Annotated in this window: 16 protein-coding genes; 12 read left to right on the forward strand and 4 right to left on the reverse strand. The window is 44.1% G+C overall.

Annotation, left to right across the window (positions count from 1 at the left end):
- Nucleotides 1-184: 184 nt before the first annotated feature.
- Both G541_RS0101630 and mscL read right to left on the reverse strand, forming a co-directional pair.
- Entirely contained in the window at nucleotides 185-613 is a 429-nt protein-coding gene (locus tag G541_RS0101630; protein ID WP_027826263.1) for a hypothetical protein, read from the reverse strand.
- A gap of 112 nt (nucleotides 614-725) precedes the next feature.
- Nucleotides 726-1,109, reverse strand: a complete 384-nt coding sequence (gene mscL / locus G541_RS0101635; RefSeq protein WP_027826264.1) for a large-conductance mechanosensitive channel protein MscL — start codon at nucleotides 1,107-1,109, stop codon at nucleotides 726-728.
- A gap of 506 nt (nucleotides 1,110-1,615) precedes the next feature.
- On the opposite strand from mscL, the gene apf reads away from it, so the two are divergent.
- The 5 genes from apf (at nucleotide 1,616) to ald (ending at nucleotide 7,535) form a co-directional block, all read left to right on the forward strand.
- Nucleotides 1,616-2,275, forward strand: a complete 660-nt coding sequence (gene apf, locus G541_RS0101640; RefSeq protein ID WP_027826265.1) for an aggregation-promoting factor — start codon at nucleotides 1,616-1,618, stop codon at nucleotides 2,273-2,275.
- A 182-nt stretch (nucleotides 2,276-2,457) separates the two neighbouring features.
- The gene (locus G541_RS0101645; RefSeq protein ID WP_027826266.1) at nucleotides 2,458-4,119 is read left to right on the forward strand and encodes a formate--tetrahydrofolate ligase; all 1,662 of its coding nucleotides are present in this window, start codon (nucleotides 2,458-2,460) and stop codon (nucleotides 4,117-4,119) included.
- 25 nt (nucleotides 4,120-4,144) lie between these two features.
- Nucleotides 4,145-4,801 (forward strand): DNA alkylation repair protein, encoded by a 657-nt coding sequence (locus G541_RS0101650; RefSeq protein WP_027826267.1) that lies wholly within the window; start codon nucleotides 4,145-4,147, stop codon nucleotides 4,799-4,801.
- 60 nt (nucleotides 4,802-4,861) lie between these two features.
- Nucleotides 4,862-5,677, forward strand: a complete 816-nt coding sequence (gene yidA / locus G541_RS0101655) for a sugar-phosphatase (protein WP_035162663.1) — start codon at nucleotides 4,862-4,864, stop codon at nucleotides 5,675-5,677.
- 754 nt (nucleotides 5,678-6,431) lie between these two features.
- Entirely contained in the window at nucleotides 6,432-7,535 is a 1,104-nt protein-coding gene (ald, locus tag G541_RS0101665; RefSeq protein WP_027826270.1) for an alanine dehydrogenase, read from the forward strand.
- Nucleotides 7,536-7,726: 191 nt separating this feature from the next.
- On the opposite strand, the gene G541_RS0101670 is transcribed toward ald, so the two are convergent.
- Entirely contained in the window at nucleotides 7,727-8,248 is a 522-nt protein-coding gene (locus G541_RS0101670) for a GNAT family N-acetyltransferase (protein WP_027826271.1), read from the reverse strand.
- Nucleotides 8,249-8,304: 56 nt separating this feature from the next.
- Here G541_RS0101670 and G541_RS0101675 point away from each other — a divergent pair, with 56 nt between their 5' ends.
- From G541_RS0101675 to G541_RS0101700, 6 genes are all read left to right on the forward strand, one after another.
- Nucleotides 8,305-8,976 (forward strand): NAD(P)H-dependent oxidoreductase, encoded by a 672-nt coding sequence (locus G541_RS0101675; protein WP_027826272.1) that lies wholly within the window; start codon nucleotides 8,305-8,307, stop codon nucleotides 8,974-8,976.
- Nucleotides 8,976-9,158 (forward strand): hypothetical protein, encoded by a 183-nt coding sequence (locus tag G541_RS0101680; RefSeq protein WP_009551422.1) that lies wholly within the window; start codon nucleotides 8,976-8,978, stop codon nucleotides 9,156-9,158. The genes G541_RS0101675 and G541_RS0101680 overlap by 1 nt, the downstream gene beginning before the upstream one ends.
- Before the next feature lie 316 nt (nucleotides 9,159-9,474).
- Nucleotides 9,475-10,356 carry an ABC transporter ATP-binding protein gene (locus G541_RS0101685; RefSeq protein WP_027826273.1) on the forward strand — a complete coding sequence of 294 codons (882 nt, stop codon included), beginning with the start codon at nucleotides 9,475-9,477 and terminating at the stop codon, nucleotides 10,354-10,356.
- On the forward strand, nucleotides 10,349-11,584 hold the full coding sequence (locus G541_RS09925) for an ABC transporter permease (RefSeq protein WP_051174524.1): 1,236 nt from the start codon (nucleotides 10,349-10,351) through the stop codon (nucleotides 11,582-11,584). The genes G541_RS0101685 and G541_RS09925 overlap by 8 nt, the downstream gene beginning before the upstream one ends.
- Nucleotides 11,585-11,726: 142 nt before the next feature.
- Entirely contained in the window at nucleotides 11,727-12,422 is a 696-nt protein-coding gene (locus G541_RS0101695) for a fructose-6-phosphate aldolase (protein ID WP_027826275.1), read from the forward strand.
- Nucleotides 12,423-12,779: 357 nt separating this feature from the next.
- Nucleotides 12,780-14,105, forward strand: a complete 1,326-nt coding sequence (locus G541_RS0101700; RefSeq protein WP_035162665.1) for a M20/M25/M40 family metallo-hydrolase — start codon at nucleotides 12,780-12,782, stop codon at nucleotides 14,103-14,105.
- Between the two features lie 197 nt (nucleotides 14,106-14,302).
- On the opposite strand, the gene G541_RS0101705 is transcribed toward G541_RS0101700, so the two are convergent.
- Nucleotides 14,303-15,316 (reverse strand): YeiH family protein, encoded by a 1,014-nt coding sequence (locus G541_RS0101705; protein WP_009551413.1) that lies wholly within the window; start codon nucleotides 15,314-15,316, stop codon nucleotides 14,303-14,305.
- Between the two features lie 112 nt (nucleotides 15,317-15,428).
- On the opposite strand from G541_RS0101705, the gene G541_RS0101710 reads away from it, so the two are divergent.
- A complete protein-coding gene (locus tag G541_RS0101710) occupies nucleotides 15,429-16,319 on the forward strand; it encodes a LysR family transcriptional regulator (RefSeq protein WP_027826277.1) in 891 nt (296 codons plus the stop codon).
- The last annotated feature ends 41 nt before the right edge of the window (nucleotides 16,320-16,360 follow it).

Below are 16,360 nucleotides of genomic sequence, written 5' to 3' on the forward strand. Positions count from 1 at the left end.
ATAAGATAGTGGTGCCCATAAAGGTCCTTCTTTCTAATGGAATGTTGTAACGACACCATTAAAGACCTTTATGGGTTTTTCTGTCCACTAAAATGTTCAACTTAAATTTTACAATCTGCCTTAACGAAAATAAAATTTTGACATAAGTTAGAATTTAGTGAAAAATTTATTTGATTTTTTCTTCTTATATAGTGCAATCCCAAAGACCATGAGATTGCGGAATAAACCCAGCTTGGGTCCAAAAGGCCGTGGTAGCTGGATCGGGAATAAAGCCGAGCCGAACTGTAGTCATCCGGCGGCGTCGGGCTAGGTTGATGAGGGAAGTCAACAATGCAGAAGCATGCTTATCATAGTCATAAGCACCACTAACAGCAAGGGTAGTGATGATGAACATTGGCTGCATATAGGTAAAGGTGAGGAGTTCAGCATGGAGATAAGCTAGAACCTGGTCAGTTAAAGGATCGACACTGACCCTGAGCATATGCTGGTGGGGATCTTTCAAAAGAGTTGTTAGATAACTAGTAGTGTCAGCGAGGGTACAACCTTCGTTCAATTCGGTGTTATTGATGCGTTGAATATCCCGACTGTCATCGGGGGTGACTTCTCTGAGCATATGGGTAATCTCCCTTGGTTAGTTTTTTTCTATTATAATAGATAGAAATAAAAAATGCGGGCTGATCAAGTGATCAGCCCGCATTTTATATATGTGCTGCTAGTCAGAGTAATTACTTGTTAGCATCTTGCTTCTTTAATAAAGCAACAATTTCTTCTAAGTACTTTTCTTCAGCAGATGGTTCAGGATCAGCCGGTGCTTCTTCCTTCTTAGGCAATGCCTTGTTAACTGCCTTAACGATCAAGAAGACCACAAAAGCAATGATCAAGAAGTTAATGATCGAGTTCAAAAATGCCCCAAACTTAAAGTGGGCTTCCCCGATAGAGAAGACGAGGTTAGAAAGATCGATCTTACCCAAGAAAATCCCAATCAACGGGTTGATTAAGTTTTCTACCAATGAAGTAACGATAGCAGTAAAAGCAGACCCGATGATAACCCCAATGGCGAGGTCTAAAACATTACCGCGTGAAATAAATTCTTTAAATTCTTTTAGCATGCTTCAACATCCTTCTATGAATATTTACTTATTATATACAAGCATACCAACAAAATTAACGAGAAACAACTCAAAAAATCTTTATATAGCGCCTATATAGATATAATTGAATATATTTTTTGGTAATAAGTGTAACATTCTCGTCATAAAAGAGGATTTTTAACGAAAATGCGTTCGTTTTTTTGAAAAGAAAGAACTTTTTTAACGAAAGTATATTTAATTATTTAATTGATATGCAGATGGACAACGTTTTTTGAAATATAAATAAAAGGGAAGTCAGTCCCATGTTGATGGGATCTAGGCTTAAATATTTGTTTTTTAAGCTTTACAAAAGATTACAGATTGTAATAATCGTTACGATGTTGGGGATTTTCGTAAAATTGCTGGTATTTTAATGTTACAAGGTGCTTATATACTAAGAATTGTTAGCTCGCAGGGGCGAGTGGAAAAAAGTTTTTATTAGATAACATAATCACAGACAATACACATAGGAGTGAATTTTCTATATGAATTTCAAACAAACTTTACTTTCAGTTGCAGCAGCTAGTGGCTTGTTCCTTTTTGGTTCCAAGGCTGCTAACGCCGACCAAGTAACTTATACAGTTAAGAGTGGGGATACTGTTAGCCAAATCGCTAAGGACCACAACACTACTGTTAAGTCCATCGAAAAGTTGAACAACTTAAAGAACGTTAACTTGATCTTTGTTGACCAAAAGTTAATCGTTGAAGAAAATGGTGAAGCAGCTAATACTGCAGTTGCTCAAGCAGCTCAACCTGCTACAACAGCAGTTGCCCAAGCACCAGTACAACAACCAGTGCAACAGGCACAAGCTACACCAGCACAACAAGCAAGTTCAGCTCAAACTAACTACGCTGCAACACAAACACAAACACAAACACAAACTCAAAACACATACAGTGCACCTGTAACTACAGGTTCTAGCTCTGAAGAAGCTGCTAAGGCTTGGATTGCAGGGCGTGAATCAGGTGGTTCATACACTGCTACTAACGGTAACTACTATGGTAAGTACCAATTATCCCGTGCATACTTGAATGGTGACTACTCAGCTGCTAACCAAGAACGCGTGGCTAACCAATACGTACAAGCTCGTTATGGTTCATGGTCTGCTGCTAAGGCTCACTGGTTAAGCAACGGCTGGTACTAAAATTAGGCTCAGAGTAAGCATATATTAGCTTTAGTACATTTATCCCAACAGGGTTTGACATCATGTCAAACCCTGTTTTTTCGTGCAGTAATAAAAACTAGACATTAATTGTAAGTGGTCAAAGAAGCATTTTCTTAGTATCATAAAAGCAAATAGCGTAGTTAGGTAAAGGGGGATATAAGATGACAGATATTGAAATTGCTAGCCAAGCGGAAATGTTACCGATCACAGAGATTGCTAAAAAGATCGGGTTGCAGGCAGATGACATTGAACAGTATGGCAAATACAAAGCTAAGTTGGCGTGGCCTTTAGCATACCGTCCAGACAAAAAGCATAAGTTGGTTTTAGTAACCTCAATCAATCCCACTCCGGCTGGGGAGGGGAAGTCAACGGTGCTAGTTGGCTTGGGTGATGCTATGAATCAGATTGGGCGTCAGACTGTTATCGCCATGCGGGAGCCATCCATGGGGCCGGTCTTTGGAATTAAAGGTGGGGCTACTGGCGGAGGATATAGCCAGGTACTGCCGATGGAAGATATTAACTTGCACTTTACTGGGGATATGCACGCACTGACAGCAGCCAATAACACATTAGCAGCGTTAATTGATAATTACATTATGCGGGACAATTCTTTAGGCTTAGATCCCCGGCGGATTCAATGGAAGCGTGTCGAAGACGTTAACGACCGGGCTTTACGTAACGTTGTGACCGGCTTAGGGGGCGTGATGCAAGGTGTTCCACGTGAAACAGGCTTTGACATCACCGCTGCTTCGGAGTTGATGGCAGTCCTATGTTTAGCTACCGACTTAGTTGATCTCAAACGCCGAGTGGGGCGGATCGTTGTTGGGTATACTTATGATTCCGAACCAGTTACGGTTGCCCAGCTGGGCTTTACGGATGCAGTAACAATCTTGCTAAAAGATGCCCTCAAACCGAACCTGGTCCAAACAATTGCCCACACACCAACCATTATTCATGGGGGACCGTTTGCTAATATTGCTCATGGATGTAACAGTGTGATTGCTACCCGGGCGGCTATGCAGTTGGCAGACTATACCGTAACAGAGGCCGGCTTTGGAGCAGACCTTGGGGCGGAAAAATTCCTAGATATTAAGGTGCCAGTTTTAGGAAAGACACCAGACGCAGTGGTTATTGTCGCAACTGTACGTGCTCTGGAATATAATGGTGGGGCTAAGCTTGCTGATCTTGACCGGGAAAACTTATTGGAATTAAAGCGGGGGCTAGCTAACCTTAACCGCCATATAACCAATGTGCAGCGGTACGGCTTGCCGGTGGTAGTAGCAATAAACCATTTCGCTAGTGACACAGACCGGGAACTGGCTGTGATTACGGAAAATTGTCAGTCCTTGGGTGTCGATGTAGCTGTAACTGACGCTTGGGCGCAGGGAGGCGCAGGCACGCTTGCCCTTGCAAAAAAGGTAGTCCAACTAGTAGAAGAAACTAAGGCTGAATTTACACCGCTATATGATTATCAAGCAAGTCCTCGGGCTAAAGTAGAAACGATTGCGAAGAAATACTATGGGGCCAGCGAGGTCGAATTTAGCCGTAAGGCCACAAAACAATTAGAACAGTTTGCCCGCTTAGGCTGGAATGATTTGCCGATCTGTATTGCCAAGACACAATACTCGTTTACTGATGACCAAACTGTTCTAGGAGCCCCGACAGGGTTCAAATTTCACATTCGTGAATTTGTTCCTAAACTGGGAGCAGGCTTCATAGTTGCCCTAGCCGGCAATATGATGACAATGCCGGGCTTACCAGCCCGTCCAGCTGCGGTTGGGATGACAATTGATGCTGATGAGAAGATAACCGGTTTGTTTTAACCATTTAGGATGGGGAGAAGACATTATGGATCATTTTATGGCAATAACGGCTACCTTTGCAGAGCACTGCGATCCAGAAAAAGCGCGGGGGATGGCGCATTATATGCGGGACCAATTCTCATTTTACGGGATTCAGGCCACGCAAAGACGCCAGCTAAGTCGCCCGTGGCTGAAGATCGAGCGCAAACAACCAATTGATTGGCGTTTGATCGACCAGTATTTTGCTGCTGCGGAGCGCGAGCTACAGTATTTTGCATGTGATTATCTCCGGCGGCGGACCTGTTATTTAACATACGAAGATCTCCCCCATATCAAGACGTTGTTGATGACCAAATCATGGTGGGATACGGTTGACTCCTTAGTTAAAGTTTTAGGGCAAATGGCCTTAGCTGATCCGCGTGTGGCGACAATGATGGTAACCTGGGGGACCGACCCTAATTTGTGGGTTCGGCGGGCTGCTATTGAGCACCAATTGGGACTAAAAGACCGAACTGATCAAGTTCGCTTAGCAACCATTATTACGGCCAACTTGGGGCAGGATGAGTTTTTTATCAACAAAGCTATTGGTTGGGCGTTACGGGAATATTCAAAGACCGATTCGGACTGGGTCCGCAATTACCTCGCTGAATATCAAGGTCAACTAGCTCCCCTGAGTGTGCGGGAGGCAAGTAAGTACCTCTGAGCTTGTAAAGAAAACTTAAAGCACGGTATACTATAAATATTTATAAGGGAGGGGATTACGATTTCCATCAAGTTAATTGCGATTGATATTGACGCAACATTATTAAATAGTAAACATGAAATTACTCCAGCAGTGCGGGAGGCCATTCAAAAGGCTAAAGAAGCGGGTAAAAAAGTCGTTATTTGTACAGGACGACCACTTTCTGGGGTTAAGCAGATCCTAAAAGACTTGGGTCTGGCTGATCAGGATGACCAATATGTAGTAACATTTGGAGGCTCACTGGTCCAAACAACAGCCGGGGATTCGATCTTTAAGGCAACTTTGACTTATGCAGACTATGTTGACTTAGAATATATTGCACGGAAGAAAGGATTACATTTCCACGCCAATGGCTTAGACCGCCTCTATACTGCTAACCGAGATGTGGGTGACTACACGATGCGGGAAGCGCGGTTGGTTTCACAAGCCATTTCCTTTAGAACACCAGAAGAAATGCACGATATCCCAGTTGTGAAGGCAATGTTTGTGGATGAACCAGAAGTTATTGATGAAGCGATCAAGGACATGTCACTCTTCAATCAATTGGCAGACCGGGTAACTTATACACGGTCAACACCTTACTATTTTGAAGCAAATGCTAAGGGGATCAACAAGGCCAGTGCCTTGCAACAATTAGCTAAGGTGCTGGATTTAACGCCAGCAGAAATTATGGCGATTGGGGACCAAGGCAATGACTTGGCAATGATCGAATATGCAGGAACGGGCGTTGCAATGGGGAACGCCATTCCAGAAGTAAAAGCTGTTGCGCAACAAATTACCACTGACTGTGACCATGATGGTGTAGCTAACGCGATTTATAACTGGGCAATGGACTAAACAAAAAAGAGGCTGAAAAAACAGCCTCTTTTTTGTGTATTCAAGTTGATTGGTTGAAGGATTATAAGTTCCTCTATTCTCTCTCATGACAACCACAATTAATGTACTTGTCGAACCAATAAAACAGACTATACATGAAAACTATGAAAAAGGCAAATGATTGATCTGAAAATATCAACAAAGATTGCTTATTAGGTAACCATTGATTATAATCAAGGTGCAGAATAAAAGCGGTCTCACGGCCAATTTTCATTCTGTATTTTCCTTATAGATGCCGCTGTCTCACCACAGCGGTCTTTTTTTGTTTAGAGATGAGAAGTTGGTAAGAATTCCCATGAAATTGGCAGGGCAGATATTGGCAAAGAAAAAATCACTTATTTTGGAATGCATGGTGCCTTTTTTCAAACAAAAGATTTAAGGCAAATACTGAGCAATGCTTATTTACAAGTTGTTAATGGGGAGAATAGGCAAGAAGAAGCACGCTTTCATGCTCTTTACTCATGAATTTATATAAAAGTATTTAGAGTAAGTAAAAATGCTAAAAGAGCTACAAAGATTGCCGCTCAGGGATGATGACAAATGTAAACACGAGCCTGATAATGTAAGCTTGTGAAATGTTTAGCAATATATTATAAATTAATAATTTTTAATGATGGTTGTTAAAGAGGGAAAAGACGTGCTATATTTTGTTCACAGTTGAAAGCGCTATCAACAGTGATGATGTTACTATAATTCCGAAAGGAGTCATTAATTGATGTTAATTGGGGTACCAAAGGAAATTAAAAAGCAAGAGGAACGGGTTGGCGCAATGCCAAGTGCAGTTGCAACCCTCGTTCAGGCAGGACACCAAGTAGTAGTTGAAAAGGGCGCAGGGCTTGGATCAGGCTTTACTGACCAAGACTATATTGCTGCCGGTGCAAAGATTGGGTCGACTGCCGAAGCTTGGGATGCTGAAATGATCATCAAGGTCAAAGAACCTTTAGCTAGTGAATATGATTATTTCAAGCCAAACCAGATTATCTATACATACCTCCACTTAGCTGCTGACCGGGTATTGACTGAAGCGATGTTGGCTAAGCAAGTGACCGGGGTTGCTTATGAAACAATGGTGGGGCGTCATGGCGACTTACCTCTGCTCTTCCCAATGAGTGAAATTGCGGGACGGATGGCTGCCCAAGTGGGGGCTCACTTCCTAGAACAACCCCATGGTGGCAAAGGCGTGTTGCTCAATGGTGTGACCGGAGTTAACAGGGCCAAGGTAACTGTTATTGGTGCTGGAACTGTTGGTTTCAATGCCGCTAAGATCGCTGTTGGAATGGGGGCACAGGTAACTATTTTAGATATCAATGCGCAACGTTTAGCTGAAGTCGATAATATCTTCGGCGGGCGGGTACAAACATTGATGTCCAATAGTGCTAATATTGCAGCAGCAGTTAAGCAGTCCGATTTAGTAATCGGGGCAGTGCTGATTCCTGGGGCAGCAGCACCAAAGTTGGTCACTGAAGAAATGGTGGCCAGCATGGAACCCGGGTCTGTGATCGTGGATATTCCGATTGACCAAGGGGGGATCTTTGAGACTACCACTCGGGCAACAACCCACGAAGACCCAACATATGTTTCCCACGGAGTAGTCCACTATACAGTGGCTAATATGCCAGGGGCGGTACCAAAGACAGCCACAGAAGCGTTATCTAGTGCAACTGTACGTTATGCACTTGAGATTGCCAATAAGGGCATCGAAAAGGCTGCTGCAGAAGATAATACTGTCCTGACAGGGATTAATACTTATCAGGGGGGCTTAACTTCCAAGGCAGTTGCAGATAGTTTAGATATTACTTATACTCCTTATCCAGGCTAAAAACTGGATGTCCCAGTTTGTGGGCTAACATGAAGCATGTTACTGGGACACGTAAACATTAGTAGGTGGTCCTAATCACTCTTCCATACCTATAATCTATTCTCCATACATGACAACCATAACCAAATTTGTGACCACCACACAAAAAGCAGGGTTCCTCGGGCATACAAGCTCGGGGGATCCTGCTTTTGTTATAGGTTTAGTTCAAATGCAATGCGCCGCGGATCGAGGGGGTCATCAACTAGGATCTCTCCACGCTGTGAGAAATCAAATTTAGCAGCGATTTTTTGTACCGGTTGGTTGAGACGGTAAGTATCAAGACGAATATTAGTTATTCCTTGACTAGCCATTAAAGTAATAATGTTAGTCATAAAGAAATGACTCAAATGTTGTCCACGAAAATCCTGGCTAATTGCCATACGGTGAATAGTAGCGTATGGGTCGGTGGTATTAGCCCATGAACCTTTAGTAATGGTGTGATAAGTCGGTTCATTACCAATAACTACGGCTGCATAGCCGACAACTTGACCGGCAACAAGCAGAACATAAGCGTGACTATTTTTGATATCTAATTCAATGTCAGATGTAGCAGGGTAACCAGTTTGCCATTGGGGACTGCCACTGGCCTTGAGAAATTCTTTTGCTCCAGCGATGACTTTCATAATCATGGGAAGGTCGTTCATCTGAGCAGGCCGGGTATAAATGTTTGCCAATCGTACTCACTCCTCTTACAATAATTTTAAAAAGTATAGCATAAGGAGGCGCAGATATGAAAACATTGGTCGTTGTGGGCCACCCACGGTTAGGTGAATCAACGACGCAGCAATTTTTGAAAGTTGCAGCTAGTGAGTGTGCCAATGTTACTTGGCATGAGCTGCAACTTCCCTTTGAGGTTACCCAGGAGCAAGCTTTAATCCAACAGCATGACCGGATTATCGTGCAGTTTCCGCTGTACTGGTATAGTGCACCGGCAATAATGCGTCAATGGTTTGATGAAGTGTGGCGGATGCCACTGACAACGGGAAATTACCGGTTATTGCGCGGAAAACAACTTGGGGTGGTGGTGACCGCGGGCGCTGCCCGAAACGAGTTCCAAGCTGGAGGAAAGCAGGGAGCAACGATGGATGAAGTTCTCCGTCCCTACCAGATGACCGCTAGGGTAACTGAAATGGAATATTTACCGGCATTGCCGATATATCAGTTTAATTATCTTAGTGAGCAAGCTAAACAGGAGTTGTATATTACTTATCAAAGTTATATCAGTAATCCTGAGCATGGGCACTTTGCTGGTTTAGAGCAATGGTTGTTGGCCCGCCTTGATTTATTGGTCACTACTATGCCGGACTTGGCACCGGTGCTTGCCCAACTGCGGGCTAACCAGGAAGAACTAACGGATATTGCACAGCAAGTTAAATGGATGCGGCAGGAGGATGATGAGTGATGATTGATCCTAATAATGAATGGGCGGAGCAACAACTAGCGAAATTACATGCCCAGGCAACGACTTATCCAACTCAGGCCCTGTTGCGGGCGGCTAGGCAATTGGTTGTGGCTCAGGACCAGCGCTTGGATCAACTACGTGGGGAGTTGGATGGGCGGATGTGGAGTCCCCAAAAGTGGTAATTTTTAAAAAACTTAACGTCTTGTTAACAAATCCTTAATATTTTGCGTGTATATTAAAAGCATAAAGTAATTGGCACTTCAATTACTTTATGGGCATCTTGTTGACATATCTCCCAATCCCATAAACCTCCAACAAGATAGCTCGTCTTTAACTCAAGATAGATATTTCCATATTTCCTAAGGGGCCCAGCGGTAAGCTGGGCTCTTTTTTTGGTAGTTGGTATTAAGCAAAATGGGGCTGTGTTAAAATATATATGCAACAAATTCTATGTAGTGTCTTATTGAGCGGACAGAAAGTAGTGAACGTATGGAAAATATTCTCGAAGTAACCCACTTGACCAAACACTTCGGCTCATTGGTGGCCGTTGATGATGTCAGTTTCAGTGTCGCCCCCGGCGAGGTGCTGGGACTTGTGGGACAAAACGGTGCCGGTAAGTCAACGACTTTTAAGATGATTCTTAAATTTTTGCGTCCGGATGCAGGGACGATCCTGACTGCAGGCCAGCCCATAACGACGAAATTTTTTGACCAGTTGGGGTACCTCCCCGAAGAACGGGGCTTGTATCTTGATATGACGATTCAGGAACAGGTGGAATATTTTGCACACCTACATGGGTGCAAACCAGCGGTGACGGCCCGCCGGCTGCCTGAGTGGCTAAAACGATTAGCAGTTAAGGGCGATGCTAAAACCAAAGTGAAGGACCTCTCCAAGGGGAACCAACAAAAGGTCCAGTTGATTACGGCCCTAATCCATCAACCACGATTGGTTATTTTAGATGAACCCTTTTCAGGGTTGGACCCCGTCAATGTCCAGCTGTTAATCAAAGTGGTTTTGGAGCTTAAAGAGCAAGGAACTGCGATTATCTTTTCATCCCATAATATGAAAAATGTGACAGCTGTTTCGGATAAACTCTTGATGTTGGTCAATGGGCGGCGCCGTCTTTATGGATCGATTGCTGCTATTCGTAATCGCTACGAGCGTAAAGAGCTGTACCTTGAAGGAGTTAATGGAAGCGACTATCCGGGTGTAATTGCGCGCCGAAATGATGGTTTAGGCGAGATTTTGACGTTTGATTCACAAGAACATGCACAAGCAGCTATTGCAGTGGTCCGGAATGATGAGCGGTTGCAGGGGTTCCGCCTCTTAGAACCAACGTTAGACGACATCTTTGCCTGGGAGGTAAAAGCCGATGAATAAAGTATTAACAGTTGCACAGATGGTCTTTAAAAAACGTATTCGGTCAGCGGTGTATTATTGGATGATTCTAGCGCCACTCTTTTTCTTAGCCTTAACGTTTGGGATTGCAAAATTTACGATGAGTCAAGCAGAAAAGTCCCTTCCCCAGATTGCGATCGTGGCTCCTCAACCACTCAAAAAAGTATTAGAGCAAAGCCATGGGAAAAAATATCGGGTTAAGTCTAGCGTTACTCCGACTACATATGCGCAACAAAAGCAAGTTTTAAAGAAGGGTAAAGTTGACGGCATTTTGGTAATTAGCCCTGATTTTGAACGGGTCCAATACTTATATAATAGTAACGCACAAGCAACAAATCCCGTTCCAGCGCTTCAAGCGCAGTTGACAGCTTTACGCTCGCAGACGATAGCGGCGCAGGCGGGGATCGATAGCGCTACTTGGCAGAAAATTATTGGTAAAGTGAAAATTAACCAACATGCTTTTCAACAAAAAGACACTGTTAATCAGACCGATCGGGCGACAGCTGATGGTTTGGGGAAAGGGATGGTTTTAGTAGCGTTTCTCTTTTTAACTAGCTATGTGTCAATTGTTGGCGCGGAAATTGGTAATGAAAAGAGCAATCACCTGATTGAAGGGATCTTGGCAGCAGTGCCGGCGCGTAAGCATTTTGCCGGCAAGATGCTGGGGATCGGAGCGCTAGTGGTTTTACAAATTATCATTTACGCTGTGCTGGGGATAATTGGGCAAGTGATCTTGAAAAATAAGTACCCGGACCTATATCGTCCGATCAAACAATTTATGGCAAACATTAGTAGCCAGTATTTATTTGTGGCAGTGATTTTGACCTTGTTGACAGTTGCGCTATATGTCTTTTTAACTGCTATGATTGCAGCTTTTGTTTCGCGGAACGAGGATATTTCTCAGGCAACCTCGATGGTAACAAGTTTGATGTTCATTCCGTATATTCTTGGTTTTGTTCTGGGTTCGAATCCTAACATGCTGATCGCCAAAATTTTAGGATATGTCCCGTTCTTTAGTTTCGGGGTAATGCCAGTTCGTTTAGCAATGGGGGCTGTCCCTTATTGGGCAGGTTATGTGGCCTGTGCGTTGGCCCTAGTAGGAGCGATAGCAATGTACTGGTGTGCAGCAATTGTTTATGAACGAAATGCTTTTGCTTATAGCAATATCGGACCTTTGAAGGCTATCATAAATAAAATTCTGCGGAAGTGAAAAACATAGAGAGGATCTAGCATTTTAGGAGGTCCTCTCTATTTTTATCGTTACTTATTAAAAGTATTATTTTATGATATTAAATGCGCTTTCTGAAGTGGATAGAATGATAATGATAAAACCAGTAAGGAGGAAATCAACTATGGAATTGTATTTAGATACAGCAAATATTGAAACGATTAAGCATTACGTAGATGTGATTGCTCTAGCAGGAGTAACCTCCAATCCAACAATTGTCAAAAAAGAGGGGAAAATTGATTTCTTCAACCACATGAAACAGATCAAAGATATTATCGGTCCTCAGGCAAAGTTGCATGTTCAAGCAGTTGGACAAACGCGTGAAGACTTTATTCAAGATGCGTATTCGATTTTGGAAGGAATTGCACCAGATGTTTTTGTTAAAATTCCCACAACCGAGGAAGGGCTAGCAGCAATTAAAGTGCTGAAGCAAGAAAAAGTTAATATTACCGCGACGGCAGTTTATACAGAGTTCCAGGCTTATTTGGCCTTGGCGGCTGGAGCAGACTATATTGCTCCGTATTACAACCGGATGCGGAATATGAATATTGATGCACCAAGCTTTGTGCGTAATATTGCTGACCAAATCGCTCGGGAAAAAAGTAATAGCAAGATTCTGGCAGCTAGTTTCCATAATGTGGAGCAAGTTAACGCAGCTTTGCGTAATGGGGCTCAAGCAGTCACTATGGGGCCCGATGTCCTCACTAGCGGGCTGGAAATGCCAGCAATCGCCCCTGCTGTAACGGCCTTTCAAACAGACTGGGAGAGTATCTATGGGGTAGGTTCTTCGATCACCAGCATAAAAAAAGACCGCAAATAGCATTTTGTTAAAAAACAATTTGACTTTATCATCAAATTATCATAAAGTAACGGTAATATAATAAACTGGTGGGATGAGTAAGTGACTAAACCCTAGCCCAGAGAGTCCGGTAAGGTGAGAGCGGATCAAGGGATGGTCAGTGAAGATGGTCCCAAGTAGATGGAGCTAGTGAAGTAGTTCAGCTAGCTACGGGGACGCCCGTTACAGCGTGCGAGTATTCGCGAAAAGCGAGCACTCAGTGAGGGGTCAGGCGTGAGCTTGCCCTGAAAACGGGTGGTAACACGTGGTAAAGCAACGTCCCAGGAATCAATGGTGATTCCTGGGGCTTTTTTTATTCAAAATAAGGAGTGGTGAATTATGCGAGAATATATCAAAGAACATTGGCAAGATTTTAGTGATTTATTACGGATTAAAACCATTGCAGCGCAGCACATTGGGATCGAAGAAACCAGTACCTGGGTCGCCCAAGCCTTCCGTAATTTAGACGCCAAGAAGGTAGCTGTTTGGGATGATCAAGGCGGTAACCCGGTTGTATTTGCAGAGTTTACAGGCCAAAGTGATAAAACCATTCTTTTCTATAACCACTATGATACGCAGCCAGCAGAACCGTTAGACCAATGGGCAACCGATCCGTTTGCGGTAACAGTCCAGGGTGACCATATTTTTGCCCGGGGAATTGGCGACGACAAAGGGGACCTGATTTTTCGACTTGCCTGGGTCAAGTATCATCAAGAACGTGGTGATCTCCCGGTTAATGTGAAATTTTATGTTGAAGGCGAAGAGGAAATTGGGAGCAGTCATGTGGTTCAATATACCCAAGCACATCAGGCCGACCTGCAAGCTGATGCCGTCCTGTGGGAAGGGGGCGCAAAGAATGAAGCGGAAAAACTAGCAATTGTTGGGGGCTTGCGGGGGATCGCATGTCTTGAGCTGACAGCAGTTTCAGCAGATGTAGACCTCCACTCCTCAAAGGCATCTTATGCGGAGTCAGCCCCGTGGCGGCTGGTCAAAGCCCTCAATTTGCTTCGGGATGATCAAACTAGCAGGATTTTAATTCCTGGGATTTATGACGACGTGCGGTCCTTGACACCTGCAGAACAGCAGCAAGTAGCCACGCTAGATTTTGATGCAGCAAAAGTCATTGCCGGCGAAGGACTGAAGCGGCCGTTGCTGACAGATACGCCTCGGACCGATCTAACTAACCAGCCGACAATCACTATCAATGGGATTACAGCCGGCTACCAGGAAGAGGGGGTCAAGACCGTTCTACCGCGGTTGGCAACTGCTAAACTTGACTTCCGGTTAGCGCCAGACCAAGATCCGCAGCGAATTCCGGACCTGGTTCGGGCTTATCTTGATCAAAATGGGTTCACTGATATTAAAGTAGAGTACATTGTCGGGCAAAAAGGCTACCGCAGTGATGTGAACCATCCTTTTGTTGGGCTAGTTTGTGATACTGCCCGTGAAGTCTATGGTCCGGATGGCTATCAGTATGTTCTTAACAGTTTTGGCGCTGGACCGGCTTATGCGTTTGGGGATTTGTTACAACTTCCTGTGTTAGGGATTGGAATCGGTTATGCAGGTTCAAATGTTCATGGTGCCAATGAAAACGTGCGCTTAACTGACGCTTTACAAGCAGTAGAACACTTAGAATTGGTAGCGCAGAAATTTGCTCAAAAATAAAATCAGCGAATAGCTAAAAAATCTGCTATGGGAAATTTTCCATAGCAGATTTTTTACTTGTTATTACTGTTTACAGTGCTTTGGTCAATATGACACGACATAAGAAAAAATATGTGCCGGAAGACAAAAAGTATTAGCATATGCTTGGTGTTATTCATTTGCAGACACATAATTTACTATATGCCGTGTCTTCGAAATTAAAAGAAGACTTTACTGCAGATAGCAACGAAAGCGAGGAGGATGACTGAGCCGATAGAAGCTGCTCCCAAGGCGTTGCGTCCCCGGTGAAGCAACACCCGGAAGTTAACGCTCATCCCCAAAGCGGCCATTGCCATTCCCAAGATCAGGTAAGCTAGTTTGACCAAGTTGGCTAAAACAACAGGCCCTAAAGGCAAGAATGTACCGATGACACTAGCAAGAATAAACCCGGCCATAAACCAAGGGACAGGAACTTTTCCTTTAGCTTGCCCAACAGCACGTTCCTTCTTTTGGTACCACAAACCAACAATGACAGCGACGGGGGCAAGTAACAGCACACGGGAGAGTTTGGTAATGATGGCAGTGTCTAAACTAACTGGACCGCCAGCACTTCCGGCTGCCACGGCATGGGCAATTTCATGGAGACTTCCCCCTGTCATTACTCCGAACTGCAGAGCTGACATATGGAGGAGGGGTTTGAGGCCGATTTCGATTAAGGTGAAAAGAGTTCCTAAAATGGCCACAATTGCGACCGCTACAACTTCGTTTTCGCGGTGAGTTTCGTCATCGTCAGCACCGAGCTGGGAGGAGATCCCCATCACCGCAGCTGCACCGCAAATCCCGGTTCCACTAGCAGTTAAAATTGCAAGGTGACGGTCAACCCCAAACTTACGGGCGAGTTGGTAAACCATGACGATTGTCCCCGTGACGATCACTGCAGCTAAAACAATACTTTTAACACCTGCTTGTGCGAGCGCAATAAGATTGAGTTTGAAACCTAAAAGGATGATCCCCAAGCGTAAGAACTTATTGGAAATCAATCCGATCCCGGGGCGGGAGTATGTAACTGCGGGTTGAAAAACCTGGCAGACCATTCCTAAAATAAGAGCTAAAACAAGGGCCCCGATTACTTTAAGGTAAGGAAAGCCCGCTAACCATGACCCCAGCAGTGAGCATAATAAAGTCATAAGAAAAGCACTACCGAAGCGCTTAGAAAAGATAATTTGACGCATAATATATCTCCTTCTCTGTATTTGCTTTACTAAGGGTAGCATGGAATATAGTATAATTAAAAATACATAATTATTTGTAATATATAAGTATTACTTATGAAAGGGGTAAAAAATGACACACTTGTTTGACCACCGTTTGGAAACCTTGGTGATGGTTGCAACCACTGGATCATTTACGGCCGCTGCGCAGGCGTTGTATATCAGTCAACCGGCTGTTTCGCAACAGATTAGGTCATTAGAGATGGACTTACGTTTAGACTTGGTTGTCCGACAGGGAAAGAATGTCCAGTTGACACCAGCGGCCCGAGAGTTAGTAGCTTATCTCCGTCATCAACAGGTTCACCATGAGCAGTTATTGACTAAACTGCGCCAAGAAGAGCGTGGTCCATTACGGTTAGGAGCAACGTTATCGCTCAGCCAGCTTTTGTTGCCCCCGCTATTGCACCGGGCTCTTAAAGATGGGTGGCAGGTCAATAGCCAAGTTGCGAACACGGGGCAATTGTTAACGCTGATCGAGCAGGGATTACTAGACGTGGCGTTGATTGAAGGGAATTTTAATAAAAAAGACTTCGGTACAATTGAACTGGGAACAGTCCCGTTTGTTCCCGTGGGTGGGACCGACCTTCCGACGACGATGACCTGGGAAGAAGTCTTCCACCAACCCTTATTAGTTCGTGAAGAAGGGTCTGGGACGCGGGCAATTTTGACTGCTTGGTTGGCAAGCCATAATTATTCATTGGCGGACTTTGAGCAAGTAATAACATTAAATAATCCGACAACAATCATCAATTTACTTAAAGAAGGCAGTGGGGTTAGTTTTATGTATCGTGACCTGGTAGCAGATGATATTGATCAGCGCCGGTTGCAGGACTTGAACCTGCCACGGTTTGCAGTGGCCCACCCGCTCAATTTGGTGTATTTAAAAGGAAGTATTCGGATAAAAGACTACCAACGAATAGCCCAAATATTGCAACAAGCATTAGGCAAGCAAGGCCAAAATTAAAAGCAGGCAAAGAGAAGAAAACTTCTTTTCGCCTGCTATTT

This window comes from Ligilactobacillus saerimneri DSM 16049 (genome assembly GCF_000423265.1).
In the GTDB taxonomy this organism is placed as follows: Bacteria; Bacillota; Bacilli; order Lactobacillales; family Lactobacillaceae; genus Ligilactobacillus; species Ligilactobacillus saerimneri.